Origin of the sequence: Brevibacterium sp. SIMBA_078, from assembly GCF_046534565.1 — a bacterium.
Classification (GTDB): Bacteria; Actinomycetota; Actinomycetes; order Actinomycetales; family Brevibacteriaceae; genus Brevibacterium.
Map to the genome: position 1 here is coordinate 76,216 of NZ_JAWRYQ010000003.1, position 12,640 is coordinate 88,855.

General features: G+C 64.7%; 14 protein-coding genes and 1 tRNA gene. 3 read left to right on the plus strand and 12 right to left on the minus strand.

What is annotated here, in order from left to right:
- Positions 1 to 143: 143 nt before the first annotated feature.
- From rplA to SB749_RS12185, 9 genes are all read right to left on the minus strand, one after another.
- Entirely contained in the window at positions 144 to 839 is a 696-nt protein-coding gene (gene rplA, locus SB749_RS12145) for a 50S ribosomal protein L1 (protein WP_410710552.1), read from the minus strand.
- Positions 840 to 903: 64 nt separating this feature from the next.
- Positions 904 to 1,341: a 50S ribosomal protein L11 gene (gene rplK, locus SB749_RS12150; RefSeq protein ID WP_025776636.1), complete on the minus strand. Its 438-nt coding sequence runs from the start codon at positions 1,339 to 1,341 to the stop codon at positions 904 to 906.
- A gap of 425 nt (positions 1,342 to 1,766) precedes the next feature.
- Positions 1,767 to 2,633 (minus strand): transcription termination/antitermination protein NusG, encoded by an 867-nt coding sequence (gene nusG, locus SB749_RS12155; RefSeq protein ID WP_410710553.1) that lies wholly within the window; start codon positions 2,631 to 2,633, stop codon positions 1,767 to 1,769.
- Positions 2,634 to 2,715: 82 nt separating this feature from the next.
- Positions 2,716 to 2,994 (minus strand): preprotein translocase subunit SecE, encoded by a 279-nt coding sequence (gene secE / locus SB749_RS12160; protein WP_101547325.1) that lies wholly within the window; start codon positions 2,992 to 2,994, stop codon positions 2,716 to 2,718.
- A 95-nt stretch (positions 2,995 to 3,089) separates the two neighbouring features.
- Positions 3,090 to 3,162, minus strand: a tRNA-Trp gene (locus tag SB749_RS12165).
- A 122-nt stretch (positions 3,163 to 3,284) separates the two neighbouring features.
- The gene (locus SB749_RS12170; protein ID WP_410710554.1) at positions 3,285 to 4,934 is read right to left on the minus strand and encodes a metallophosphoesterase family protein; all 1,650 of its coding nucleotides are present in this window, start codon (positions 4,932 to 4,934) and stop codon (positions 3,285 to 3,287) included.
- Between the two features lie 10 nt (positions 4,935 to 4,944).
- Positions 4,945 to 6,054, minus strand: a complete 1,110-nt coding sequence (locus SB749_RS12175) for a UDP-N-acetylmuramate dehydrogenase (RefSeq protein ID WP_410710555.1) — start codon at positions 6,052 to 6,054, stop codon at positions 4,945 to 4,947.
- On the minus strand, positions 6,051 to 6,494 hold the full coding sequence (locus SB749_RS12180; RefSeq protein WP_410710556.1) for a MaoC/PaaZ C-terminal domain-containing protein: 444 nt from the start codon (positions 6,492 to 6,494) through the stop codon (positions 6,051 to 6,053). The genes SB749_RS12175 and SB749_RS12180 overlap by 4 nt, the downstream gene beginning before the upstream one ends.
- Entirely contained in the window at positions 6,491 to 6,940 is a 450-nt protein-coding gene (locus SB749_RS12185) for a MaoC family dehydratase N-terminal domain-containing protein (RefSeq protein ID WP_410710971.1), read from the minus strand. The genes SB749_RS12180 and SB749_RS12185 overlap by 4 nt, the downstream gene beginning before the upstream one ends.
- 184 nt (positions 6,941 to 7,124) lie before the next feature.
- Here SB749_RS12185 and SB749_RS12190 point away from each other — a divergent pair, with 184 nt between their 5' ends.
- The 3 genes from SB749_RS12190 (at position 7,125) to SB749_RS12200 (ending at position 11,161) form a co-directional block, all read left to right on the plus strand.
- Positions 7,125 to 8,843 carry a biotin carboxylase gene (locus SB749_RS12190; RefSeq protein ID WP_410710557.1) on the plus strand — a complete coding sequence of 573 codons (1,719 nt, stop codon included), beginning with the start codon at positions 7,125 to 7,127 and terminating at the stop codon, positions 8,841 to 8,843.
- 151 nt (positions 8,844 to 8,994) lie between these two features.
- On the plus strand, positions 8,995 to 10,251 hold the full coding sequence (locus SB749_RS12195; protein WP_410710558.1) for a serine hydrolase domain-containing protein: 1,257 nt from the start codon (positions 8,995 to 8,997) through the stop codon (positions 10,249 to 10,251).
- A gap of 313 nt (positions 10,252 to 10,564) precedes the next feature.
- The gene (locus SB749_RS12200; protein ID WP_410710559.1) at positions 10,565 to 11,161 is read left to right on the plus strand and encodes a hypothetical protein; all 597 of its coding nucleotides are present in this window, start codon (positions 10,565 to 10,567) and stop codon (positions 11,159 to 11,161) included.
- Between the two features lie 24 nt (positions 11,162 to 11,185).
- Here the strand turns inward: SB749_RS12200 and SB749_RS12205 are convergent, their stop codons facing one another.
- Genes SB749_RS12205 through SB749_RS12215 form a run of 3 tightly spaced genes read right to left on the minus strand, consistent with a single transcriptional unit; the run spans position 11,186 to position 12,623 of the window.
- On the minus strand, positions 11,186 to 11,641 hold the full coding sequence (locus tag SB749_RS12205; protein WP_410710560.1) for a hypothetical protein: 456 nt from the start codon (positions 11,639 to 11,641) through the stop codon (positions 11,186 to 11,188).
- Entirely contained in the window at positions 11,629 to 12,453 is an 825-nt protein-coding gene (tatC, locus tag SB749_RS12210; RefSeq protein WP_410710561.1) for a twin-arginine translocase subunit TatC, read from the minus strand. Before tatC ends, SB749_RS12205 begins: the two co-directional genes overlap by 13 nt.
- Positions 12,450 to 12,623: a twin-arginine translocase TatA/TatE family subunit gene (locus tag SB749_RS12215; RefSeq protein ID WP_410710562.1), complete on the minus strand. Its 174-nt coding sequence runs from the start codon at positions 12,621 to 12,623 to the stop codon at positions 12,450 to 12,452. Before SB749_RS12215 ends, tatC begins: the two co-directional genes overlap by 4 nt.
- Positions 12,624 to 12,640: the final 17 nt, after the last annotated feature.

A 12,640-nucleotide genomic window follows, 5' to 3' on the forward strand; every position in this document is an offset into this window, starting at 1 on the left:
AGCCCGTCCACTCCCCGAACTACCTGACGGCGGCTCAGCAACCTCGCGCGAGGTTGCTGAGCCGCCGTCAGGTAGCAATTGGGAAAGCAGAGGGCGGGAAGCGAACGAATCGCTTCCCGCCCTCTGTCAGAGCATCGATGAGATCAGATGCGCAGACCCGAGTGGTCGACCGGAACGGCAGGGCCGTTCGAGGTCGTGATCGTGGCCTTGCTGATGTAGCGGCCCTTCGAGGAGGACGGCTTCAGACGCAGGATCTCTTCGATCGCAGCATCGAAGTTCTCCCGCAGAGCTTCCTCGGAGAAGGAGACCTTTCCGATGATGAAGTGCAGGTTCGAGTGCTTGTCGACGCGGAATTCGATCTTTCCGCCCTTGATGTCGTTGACGGCCTTGGCGACATCCATGGTCACGGTGCCGGTCTTCGGGTTCGGCATCAGGCCGCGGGGACCCAGCACCTTACCGAGACGGCCGACCTTGCCCATCATGTCGGGGGTCGCAACAGCGGCATCGAAGTCGGTGAACCCTCCGGCCACCTTCTCCAGCAGGTCATCGGAGCCGACGTAGTCAGCACCTGCTTCACGGGCAGCTTCTGCACGGTCGCCGGCAGCGAACACCAGGACCCGAGCGGTCTTACCGGTACCATGCGGAAGGTTGACGGTGCCGCGCACCATCTGGTCCGCCTTGCGGGGGTCAACACCCAGGCGGAGAGCGACCTCGACCGTGGCGTCGTACTTCGCCACGTTGGTCTCTTTGGCCAGGGCGATCGCCTGAGCCGGTTCGTAGTTCACATCTGCGGCGATCTTCTCAGCCGCGGCCTGATAGGCCTTCGAACGCTTTGCCATCTGCTTTACTCCTTGCAGTCGTGGTGTGGGCTGCGTGGGCCCTGCCACTGTGTGGGGTGAGGTCTCAGACCTCGATGTCGGTGGTGATGCCCATGGAACGCGCGGTTCCGGCGACGATGCGGTCGGCCTGATCCAGGGTGTTGGCGTTCAGGTCGGGCATCTTCGTGGTGGCGATCTCGCGCACCTGGTCGGCGCTCAGGTGAGCAACCTTGACGGTGTGCGGAGTAGCCGAACCCGACTTCACTCCGGCGGCCTTCTTGATCAGCTCGGCTGCCGGCGGGGTCTTGAGCACGAAGTCGAACGAACGATCTTCGTACACGGTGATCTCGACGGGAACGATGTTTCCGCGCTGGGATTCTGTGGCGGCGTTGTAGGCCTTGCAGAATTCCATGATGTTGACGCCGTGCTGGGCAAGCGCCGGACCGATCGGAGGAGCCGGGTTAGCGGCACCTGCCTGAATCTGGAGCTTGACGAGGCCGGCTACCTTTTTCTTGGGAGGCATGTACGGTCCTTAATCTTGAGGTTTCGATGTGCCAGACATATACAGCACATCGTTCGACAGCGGCCTTCCGATAAGGGCCGCAATCAAACCACACCAGTATTCCATGCGCGCCCGCCCGCGGGCAAATGCTCGTGAGGGGCATCACCCCATCGTCCTCTCGCCGAGGCGGGGCAGCGTCGCCGGCTGATGTGACCACCTCGGCGCGCCCGCCTCGGCGACGTCGTTCAAGCGCGGGCCCGGATATCGCCCCGTAGACGGTTCGACAACTGCGCTCAGCCTTGATCGAGACAATACCTTCCCCAACGACACAATCCCTTCGCCGAGGCGGCCGAGCCGGGGATCGCAGGAACGCCGAAGGGGCCCGGAGAATTCCGGGCCCCTTCGGTCACGATCGCACCCAGGCGATCAGTGGAACGATACGGCTATCAGAGCTTCGAGACCTGGTCGAAGCCGAGCTCGACGGGAACATCGCGTTCGAAGATCGACAGGAGCACGGTGAGCTTCTGCGATTCTGGACGGATCTCCTGGATCGTAGCGGGGTGGCCCTCGAAGGAGCCCTCCTTGACGAGCACGGATTCGCCGACCTCGAACTCCACCTCGGTGATGGGCGCGGACTTCGCAGCGGCCTCGGCGGCGGGGCCTTCGGCAGCGGCGGCTTCGGCCTGGCGCTCTTCGAAGATCGGGGCGAGCATCGAGAAGACCTCGTCGATCGACAGCGGGGTCGGATCGTAGGCGTTGCCCACGAATCCGGTGACCCCCGGAGTGTGGCGGACGGCGCCCCACGACTCGTCGGTCAGTTCCATGCGCACGAGCACGTAGCCGGGGATGCGCACACGACGGACCTGCTTGCGCTGTCCGTTCTTGATCTCGACGACGTCTTCCATCGGCACCTGCGACTCGAAGATGAACTCTTCGAGGTTGAGGCTGACGGTGCGGTTCTCGAGGTTCTGCTTCACACGGTTCTCGTAGCCTGCGTAGGAGTGGATGACGTACCAGTCACCCTCCTGCATGCGCAGTTCGGCCTTGAATTCTTCGGCCGGGTCGACCTCGTCGGCAGCGGCGACGTCTTCGGCGGCATCGTCCTGCTCGCCGTCGGCCGCGTCAGCGGAGCCGGCAACCTCAGCGGAGTCAGCAGCGTCTGCGGAGTCAGCGTCAGCGGATTCGACGGGGGCGGTCGCCTCGGCGCCGTTGGCCGTCTCTTCGGTTTCGGGCACCACAGCGGCACCCGACTCCTCGGGAGTGACGTCCTGGGTCTCAGGGGTCTCCTGCTCAGGTGAGTTGGTTTCCGACACCGATCAATTCCTCGCTTCGCGTTTTGTGATTCCCGGTAGGGAGTGAAGTTTGAGCTTGGGGTGGTTCACGGCTGAGGCCGTATCACCACAGGGGCCACAGCGGAGTTCCGCCGAACACCCAGCCGACGAGCTTGCCGAAGACCAGGTCGAGTCCCGTGACGAGAAGCATCATGAACAGGATGAAGCCCAGCACGACGAGCGTGTAGTTGAGCAGCTGCTTCCGGGTCGGAGTGACGACCTTCTTGAGCTCTGCCACCACTTCGCGGAAGAACTGCAGGATTCGTCCGAAGAATCCGAGCTTCTTTGGACCGGAGGCACTGTTGGGTGCGCTGCCAGTCTGCTTTGCCGGTGTGTCGCTCACACATCCTCACTCGGTCGGTTTCGTTTGGCTTCACAATTGTTCGTGCCGGTCGAGGACGGCGCCTGGCCGATGAGACTTCGGCAGAGTCAACTGCGCAGGGGTGACAGGACTCGAACCTGCAACCTACGGTTTTGGAGACCGTTGCGCTACCAATTGCGCCACACCCCTCTGATCGGACTTGAGCGATCGTGTCGATCCCTGTGGTGTCCGACCACGAGAAACGAGCATACCGTGCTCGACCGTTATTCGTCGAACCGAGTGTCGAAGCAATGTCTCGAACGTGGCGACGCTCACTCACCCACCGGTTCGTCGGCAGGCGGTTGGCCCACGAGGGGCCTGGGTTCGGGGAATCGCACCCACGGGGCGATCTGCACTTTTTTGTCGGGTGTGACGGTGATGATCTGCACGTCGATGGGGCGCTTCGTCTCATTGTCGACGCGGATGATGCTCAGTTCCGCGTTCATCTTCAGCGGTCCCGGCGTCAGTGCATTCGCCAGCGCACCCCCGGTCGTCGAGCTGACGTAGCGGGTTCCCGAACCGAAGTTCTCCGGTCCGACCCGTCGGTGCCAGTGTCCGCTGAGAGCGTAGTCGGCGCAGCCCGAGCGCAGGCTCGGTCCGCCGACGGCGGGATCGTGGATGAGCGTGATGTCGAAATCGGCCCGGCAGGCTTCGTCGCGCAGGCGTTGTGCGTACTGGTCGGCGGTGAGGTCCGTCTCCAGCTGCGGACCGGACCCGAAAACGGTCCGGCGCGGGTCGGCGGCACCGAAGAAGGTCACCCCGGCCATCTCCGCGGTGGAGTCCTCGAGCACGTTCCACCCGCGGGTCCTCGCGTGCCGCGTCGTTTCCATGGAATCGTGGTTGCCTTTGACGATCATGCGCGGCAGCTTCTCCGGCAGTTCGTCATCGACGACGTCGAGGCAGTAGTTCTCGGCCGAGGTGCCCGTCATGGAGATGTCTCCGCCGTCGATATAGGCATCGGCCCGGCTCATCTCCGCCACTGCACCGACGACGCGGGCCATTCCGATATTGCAGTGGATGTCGGAGCCGTATACGAACGTGGACACACCCTTCTGCCCTTCGTCCTCACCGCTGTCGGCTGCGGGTGCACCGACTCCGGCAGGCGGGACGAGTCCCCGATCGGTCCAGTTCCCGGTGATCGGGCGGTCGTTCCATTGCACCCGCAGGGCTTCGAGTACCTCGTCGTAGAAGGCGTCATTGTCGTCGGCGAAGTCCTGCACAGCGCCGAACGCGGTGTCGATGATTCCGCCGAGGCGGCCCGTGACCTGGGATCCGGCCAGTGGCGTGCCCTCGAACGCCGGATCGGCCGCGATCGGCTTCGGGCGGTTGAGAACCACCGCGCCCAGTCCGGTGAGGACGAGGACGAGCACCAGTCCGATGCCGAGGAGTTCCTTGCCGACGAAGGCGCGGATGATGGTGTCCGCCCGGGCGGGCCGGAGGAAGAGGGCCAGGCCGACGAGTCCCCCGGTGATGATGCACACGGCCAGCGCCCATCGGGTGAGGATCTCCTGGCTGAGTCCGTCGATGACCTGGTCGATCTGCGCTTGCGGGGCCGAGAACAGCGAAGCATAGGAGGCGATGTCACCGCCGAGGGCGTCGACGGTTCCCCCGCCGGGGTCTGCCACCTCTGCGGGATCGGCCGCAGGTCGCTCGTCGTCACCGGAATCACCGGACACGGGGATCTCTCCGATGTCGACGTGCAGTCCCAGTCCGAGTGGGATGACATCCTCGGTGGGGACGAGCAGTCTGCCCAGGGGGCCGAAGTCGACGGTGAGCCGGGAGTCCGCGGTGATCCGGTACTGCGCCTCGTGCGGACCGAAGGTGAGATCGGCCCGCGAGGTGAACAGCGCCCAGGGCAGGGTCACAAGCGCAACCGCCGCCAAGGTGATGACGAGTGCGGTGATTCTCCGTCGTGATGACACGGCCACCAGTCTAGGGACGTTTCCCGTCGTCGATGGAGCAGCCGATAAAAGTCGGTTCGGGTTCGAGGGTGATGCCGAAGGCGTCCTCGACGCCGGCGACGACGGTCGCCGCGAGATCGATCACATCGGCTGTGCTCGCGTGTCCCCGGTTCGTCAGCGCCAGGGTGTGCTTGGTCGACAGCGACGCCGGTCCCTCACCGAGGCAGAAGCCCTTGGAGAACCCCGCGTGCTCGATCAGCCAGGCCGCTGAGGTCTTCGTCTTCCCTTCGATCTTCGCTCCGCTGAGCGGATCGGTCACCGGGTAGCGGGGAGCTTCGGCGGGCAGGATCTCGGCGTTCTCGACGATGGGGTTGGTGAAGAAGGATCCCGCCGACCAGGAGTCGTGGTCGGCCGCGTCGAGAACCATGCCCTTCGACCGGCGCAGCGCTATGACGTTCTCGCGCACTCGTGCGGCCGGGACGCGGGTGCCGATCTCGACGTCGAGGGTCGAGGCGAGCTGGGCGTAGCGCACCGGCAGCGACTCGTCGCTGCGCTGGAGGTCGAAGGTCACCGAGAGCACGACGAACTGCGGGGTTCCGGCCGCGATCTGGGCGCGCTTGAGCGCCGAGGTGCGGTAGCCGAATTCGAGTTCGACTGCGGTGAGGTGGCGGATCTGACCGGCTACACGGTCGAAGACCTCGACGGAGGAGATGAGCTCGCCGACCTCCGTGCCGTAGGCACCGACGTTCTGGATCGGGGTCGCACCGACCGATCCGGGGATCCCGGACAGCGCTTCGAGTCCGGACAGCCCCAGGTCGAGGGTGTGGGCGACGAAGTCATCCCAGTCCTCCCCCGCCTCGGCGGTGACCCGGGTGTCGGTCGTCGTGGTCTGGGTCGTCTCCACTCCGGTGGTACGGACCACGCAGACCGCACCGTCGAATCCGGCATCGGCGATGAGCAGGTTCGATCCGCCGCCGATGAACAGGACCTGCGCCGTCTCCTGACCGCTGAGGTCGAGCGGGTGGGCGGCGCAGAAGTCGAGCAGTTCGTCTCGGGTGTTCGCGACCGTGACCTGCGGGGCCGGTCCGCCGAGGCGGAAGGTGGTGAAGCCGGAGAGTTCCTGCGGGTGGGCTTCGGTCACGCCGAGATCCGAACCTGAGTGCGGCTGAGGACATCGGCCTCACCGGACTTCACGGAGATGTCGATGCGGGCCGTGCCGACGGCGGGGTCGACGGCACCGACGGTGGCGGTGAGCTTGAGCGAGGTCGTCGGGGTGGCCGGTGATCCGGTTTCGGCATCCGGGACGACGACGGGGGCGGAGAAGCGGGTCCGGTAGTCGACGATCGCACCCGGGTCGCCGAGCCATTCGGCCACCGGCGCGATGACCGCCGCCATCGAGAGCATGCCGTGGGCGATGACGTCGTCGAGGCCGACTTCGCGGGCGAAGCGTTCGTTCCAGTGGATCGGATTGTGATCGCCCGAGGCTGCGGCATAGTCGACGAGGGAGGCGCGCGACAGCGGGATCTCGGATTCCACGACGGTGTCACCGATGGTCAGTGTGGAGAAGTCGATGGCGCTCATTCTCCGTCTCCTCTCACGACGATGGTCGAGGTCACGGTGACGACGGGCTGCTCCGCGACATCGGTGATCTCGGTGCGGGTGGTGATCATGGCGTTGTTTCCGGCAGCCCGGACTCCGTCGACGTGGGTGAGCGCGGACAGGACGTCGCCGGCGACGATGGGTCGAGTGAACGAGAATTGTTCGGAGCCGTGGACGACCTTCGAGAAGTCGATGCCCGAATCCGGGTCGGAGATATATGCGGCTTCCGATTTCTGCGCGATGATCACGGCGAAGGTGGTCGGGGCGACGACGTCGCGGTAGCCCAGCTCGGCGGCCGCCTCGGCGTCGAAATGGTAATCGGCCTTCGCTCCGGTGGCGAGCGCGAATTCCGCGATCGCCTCCCTGGAGACCTCATAGGGCTGAGGCAGGGAGAACGTGGCCCCCTGCTTCTCCGTATTCACCGGCATATGCGCTCTCTCTTCCACTGGGGTCAGTATCGACACCAGCCTAAAGCACGGCCTCAGGATGAGGCTCACCGGCGAAGAATTGATCGCGCGTTCGTATCCGGTTCACACAATTACTGCACCATCGGGCTCATGGCTTCGAAACTGGTATATGTTGTCCACATCACATTTGGTAAGGAGTAGTGCGATGACGAACGAATCCCCCAGCGCTGACCCGAAGAGCCCCGAGGCACAGACGGCGACCCCCGGCGCACGAGTCAAAGACGCAGTCGCGGTCCCCTCACCGCACACACCTGGCCCCGGCGCCCCCGCTGCACCTGCACCGGCAGCCGGCGGTTCTGATCCGGCACCCGCCGACGTCGACCCGCCGCAGGTCGAAGTGGCAGTGGCCACCGACGCCGCCTACGCCGGCAAAGAAGCCGACAGAGTCCAGCTGCGTCGACCGCTGCGCAATGTCTCCGAGGTCCGGCACTTCTTCCGCACGAATCAGACCCCGATCTTCTTCGTCGGAGCCACGCCGTTCAACCTGCTCGGTCTCGACCGGTGGGTGCGCAACTTCTCGTACATCACCTACTACGACGGCTGGGACGGCGGTCATCCGCGCGTCTTCTCCCCGCGCTACAAGCCCTATGTCGAGTTCGAATCGGGTGAGGCGATCAACAACTGGCTGCTGCTCAACGCCGAGGTGCGTGCCCATATGACGCGCAACGTCCCCCACGGTGAGCGGGTCAAGGTCGCGATGGTCTTCTTCGACGAGGAGACCGAGCGGATCTGCCGAGAGCTCGGCTACGACCTCATTCTGCCGTCGGCAGCCCTGCGCAATCAGCTCGATTCGAAGATCGAGACGACGAAGCTCGGCAATGAGGCCGGTGCGTTCTCCGTCCCGAACGTGCTGACCACTGCCGACACCTACGAAGAGCTCAATGAGCGGGCCGCCGAGGCGGGACTGGGCACGGATCTCGTCGTGCAGACCCCCTACGGCGATTCCGGGAAGACGACGTTCTTCATCTCCGATGCCTCCGGCTGGGAGGCGCACAAGGACGACATCATCGGCGAGCAGCTGAAGGTGATGAAGCGGATCAACAACACTCCGGTCGCCGTCGAGGCGGTCATCACCTCCAGCGGTGTCGTCGTCGGTCCGTATCTGACCGAGCTGGCCGGCTTCGCCGAGCTCACCCCGTACAAGGGCGGCTGGTGCGGCAACGAGATGAAACCCGATGTCCTCAACGCGGAGCAGCGGGCGCAGACCCGTGAGCTCGTGCGCAAGATGGGCGAAGGCCTGCGCAAACGCGGCTATCGCGGGTTCTTCGAAGTCGATGTCCTCGTCGATCTCGACAGCGACGACTGCTACCTCGGTGAGCTCAATCCGCGCATTTCCGGGGCCTCGGCGATCACGAACGTCACAGCCGGCGCCTATGCCGATGTGCCCCTGTTCCTGTTCCACCTGCTCGAATACCTCGACGTCGAATTCGACCTCGATGTCACGGAGATCAATGAGCGGTGGGAGGAGCTCTCCGGCGCCGACGAGTGGAGCCAGATGATCATCAAGGAGACGGCTCCGATCACCGAGTACATCACGCATTCCCCGCTGACCGGCCAGTACTATCTCGACCAGTACGGGACGCTGACGTACAAACGTGCGGCACTCGACTGGCACCCCCTGCAGAACGGCAGCGAGGTGTTCTTCCTGCGTATCTTCGGGGCCGGAGACTACCGGTGGAAGGGTGCGGACCTCGGAGTCCTGGTGACGAAGAATCCGCTGCAGACGAACGTCGGCGGGCCTGATGCGCTGAGCATCCGGGCCAAGCACTTCATCGATTCGATCAGGGCGATGTACGCCGGAGTTCCGGTCGTCGCCGACGATCCGTCTCCGGCCCTCGGCGGACCCGGAGCCAAAGGCGACTGAACCCGGCGCCGCTCCCTTAAACGCGAAGGGCAGATACACGCGAAGCGCGGAGCCGCCTCGGTGATAATCTCAACACGAACCGAGGCGGCCCTCAGCTGCCGTCCGCGGAGCCGTTCCGCGGACAGACCGATGCAAGATTCAGAGGAGAAGAGTGATCGAACCGTCACCGGACCAGACCGCGGCCACTCCCCCGACCGATCAGACCGTGACCCCATCGGCACCCGTGGACCCTGCGGCAGTAATCGACCGGGACAACTGGCAGGATCCCGACAATGTGCGCTGGTCGTTCCAGAACGTCGCACGGGTCCTGCCCACGACGCCGATCTCCCGGGGCACCGGTCCGGTGGCCGAGCTGCCCGCCGATCCGCAGGATCTCGGCGAGGTCGAGGTTCCCGCGACGGAGTACTCGGAGGCCCGCAGCGTCCGCAGCGTCATCGAATCCACCGACACGGATGCCTGGATGCTCATGCACAACGGGACCGTGCTCACCGAGGAGTACTTCGGGGAGATGACCGCGTCGACCGAGCATCTGCTCATGTCGGTGTCCAAATCGCTCGTCGGCACCGTCGCCGGTGTCCTCGCCGGTTCGGGTGACCTCGACCCGAACCGCCTCGTCACCGATTATGTGCCCGAACTCGCCGAGTCCGGCTACGCCGGTGCCACCGTGCGCCATGTCCTCGATATGCGTTCGGGCATCCGCTTCTCCGAGGACTACCTCGACCCGAAATCCGAGGTCCGGCAGATCGAAGAGTCGATCGGCTGGTCCGAGGCGAAGCGGGAGAACCCGGGCATCGGCATGTACGAGTTCCTCACCACCCTGGAGGCGAAGTCCGAGCACGGCGGTGTCTTCGAATACCGGTCATGTGAGACCGATGTGCTCGGATGGGTGTGCGAGAAGATCGCCGGCGAGCGCATGCAGTCGCTCATGTCCCGGGTGCTGTGGTCTCGGATCGGCGCCGAACAGGACGCGATCATCGCCACCGACCAGTACGGGGTCGGGATGTTCGACGGCGGAATCAACACGACTCTGCGCGATCTCGCCCGGTTCGGCTATGTCTACACCAACCGCGGGCAGTCGCTGACCGGACAGCAGGTCGCGCCGACGACGTGGATCGGCGATACGCTGACCACCGCCGAGGATGTGCGTCAGGCGTTCGCCGATGGGCCCGGAGACAATCGGATGCCGGGCGGGGCGTATCACAACCAGTTCTGGTTCCCGTTCCCCGATTCTCATGCGTTCCTGGCCCTCGGCATCCATGGGCAGATGATCTATATGAACCCGGGTGCCAACGTCCTCGGCGTCAAGCTCTCGAGCTGGGGGCTGCCGCAGGAGGCGACGAAGCTGTTCCCGACGATCCGCGCCTTCGAGGCTCTCGCGAAGGCCGTCAACTCCCCCGCCGCGGTGTAGCCGCGAAGCACAGCCGGACCATCTCGCACCGCTGCTTGCACACCCTCGCGGCGGTGGCTTCTCCTACACGTGCGTCGGCACTCGTCACCGTTCCTCGCAGAACGCCCTGTCGCAGAGGGGGGATGTGCGAGGAACGGTGAGGGATGGTCACTTCCCTGCCTGAAACTCAGCTGGCGCTGAGCCCGGATGTGCCCGAATCGCCACAGGTGTCGCCGGATCCGCACACCGAACCGGTCTTCGCGGCAACCGGACGTGGCAGAATCGTGGTGTATCGACAACGCTTGTGATCGCCTGAGCGCGAAGGAGAAACACGATGACCCCGATTCGCCGGTCCACCTGGATGCCCCGCCTGCTGACGGCGGCCGCTGGAACCGCTCTCGCCTTGTCCCTGACGGCTTGCGGAGGCTCCGGAGGGGACAAGCCCGCCGAGAATCAGAAGTCCGAGGCCGCGCAGACCGAAGAAGGCGGATTCGGCGGAGGAGCCGTCGAATCGAAAGAGGCCGACGCCCCCGGATCCGAACCCGCCGAGGCGGAGCCGACAGACACGAAATCCACCGACCCGTACGCTGACGCTGCGAAGACGACGAACTGGGCCAGCGACGACGGGATGAAGATCGACAAGAAGGGCAACGGCATCGTGCCCGCTTCGTCGATCGAGGCCGACCTCGTCGACCTGTTCGAGAACAAACTCGATTTCACAGTCAAGAAGGCCGAGTGCGCAACGGATATGGATCTCACAGAATGGTACGGATTCGAAACGTGCAATGTCACCGTCAAGGACAAAGAAGCCCTCAAAGGTGAGAAGACGTACTACGGAACAGTGAAGATCGTCGACCACAAGGACAAGATGGTCAAGTACGAACTCATGTTCCCCGGCATCGACAAGGAAGACTTCGACTTCAAGGACTGATCACCGAGGCGGCCCCGCCCCTGGTCATCGATCGGTTCCTGAGGTTGCGACTGCACACTCATCGTCGCCCGTACGACCTTCGTCCGTGCGGGCGACGAATCGTCTCCGCGGATGTCCGGATGAACCGGTGACGACAAAGCTGCCGGCCGCCTCGGCGGGTGATCGGCTCTCCCCGTCCACGGCACGATCGGAACGCTCAGCCGAACCCGGGGCCGCGGTCTCCGAGCTCCGGGCGCTGCCCGGCTCATCCAGGGCCTCTCGGATGATCCGGCGCGGATCGTACTGTCGCGGATCAAGCGTTCGCCAGTCCTCGGCGCCCATCGATTCGGCGGCCCGAGTCCGCGCCGTGTCGACCTGGGCACGGAGCAGGCGGGCGAGTTCACCGAGCTTCTGCGCGTAGTGGGGCAGACGCTGCGGGCCGATGACGAGGGCGGCGAAGATGCCGACGATGATCAGTTTCTCGAAACTCAGGCCGAACATGTCCGAGTCCTTTCCGTTGGTGTGATCGGCACTCGACCGCGCCGTTCCTCCTCCACGCGCGGATCACCGGCCATCCGGTCGTACCCTCGGGCCCGGTCGTGGATGCACGCGATGACGAGTGCGGCGAGGAACAGCAGCGCCATCGGGGCCGCGACGAAGAACATGGAGAGCACGTCGGCGGCCGGGGTGACCAGCGCGGCGAAGACCACGATGGCCACGATGGAGACTCGCCAGGCCCTCGCGATCGATCGAGCAGAGAGCAGGCCGATGAAGTTGAGGACGACGAGGAAGACCGGAAGGACGAAAGCGACTCCGGTGGCGATGACGATCTTGAACACGAAGTCGAAATAGTAGGACGCCTGCAGGATGGTGCTGTCCTCACTCGCGGCGAACGAAGTGAGCACTTCGACCATCCGCGGGAAGATAAAGAGGCCGGTGAGACAGCCGGCGACGAAGAGGGGCACCGCGGCGCCGAGGAAGCCGAACGTCACCTTCTTCTCCTTCGCCGTCAGTCCCGGAGTGAGGAATCCGAAGATCTCCCCCAGCCATACCGGGCTGGAGAGGACGATCCCGGAGTACACGGCGATGCGCAGCTGAAGGTCGAAGGCGCCGGTGACGCTGTCGTAATTGAGCGAAGCGCTGCGGGATTCGGCGAGCTCGGTGATCGGGGCCCGGAGGACGTCCATGACGAAATCTGAGGTGAGATAGCCGATGACCGTGCCGATTAGCAGCGCCACCGCCGCGCGCACCGCCCGTGTCCGGGCCTCCCGCAGGTGCGCGGACAGCGGCATCTTCTCCGCGGCGGTGCTCATGAGTGGGGTTCCGACTCATCACCAGACCGCGAATCGGATGATTCGTCCTTGAGGATGCGTACGGACTGCCCGAGGCTCTTGGCGAGCGCAGGCAGCTTGGCTGCGCCGAAGACGAGGATGATGATGGCGAGGATGACGAGGGCGTGCCAGCCCGTGAGGTTGTGCAGCATGATGGTGAGCCTTTCTC

Coding starts and splice junctions, on each gene's coding strand:
- SB749_RS12205 (WP_410710560.1), bottom strand. CDS start 11,641: ATGTTCGGCCTGAGTTTCGAGAAACTGATCATCGTCGGCATCTTCGCC.
- SB749_RS12180 (WP_410710556.1), bottom strand. CDS start 6,494: ATGAGCGCCATCGACTTCTCCACACTGACCATCGGTGACACCGTCGTG.
- SB749_RS12215 (WP_410710562.1), bottom strand. CDS start 12,623: ATGCTGCACAACCTCACGGGCTGGCACGCCCTCGTCATCCTCGCCATC.
- SB749_RS12200 (WP_410710559.1), top strand. CDS start 10,565: ATGACCCCGATTCGCCGGTCCACCTGGATGCCCCGCCTGCTGACGGCG.
- SB749_RS12185 (WP_410710971.1), bottom strand. CDS start 6,940: ATGCCGGTGAATACGGAGAAGCAGGGGGCCACGTTCTCCCTGCCTCAG.
- rplK (WP_025776636.1), bottom strand. CDS start 1,341: ATGCCTCCCAAGAAAAAGGTAGCCGGCCTCGTCAAGCTCCAGATTCAG.
- tatC (WP_410710561.1), bottom strand. CDS start 12,453: ATGAGCACCGCCGCGGAGAAGATGCCGCTGTCCGCGCACCTGCGGGAG.
- rplA (WP_410710552.1), bottom strand. CDS start 839: ATGGCAAAGCGTTCGAAGGCCTATCAGGCCGCGGCTGAGAAGATCGCC.
- SB749_RS12190 (WP_410710557.1), top strand. CDS start 7,125: ATGACGAACGAATCCCCCAGCGCTGACCCGAAGAGCCCCGAGGCACAG.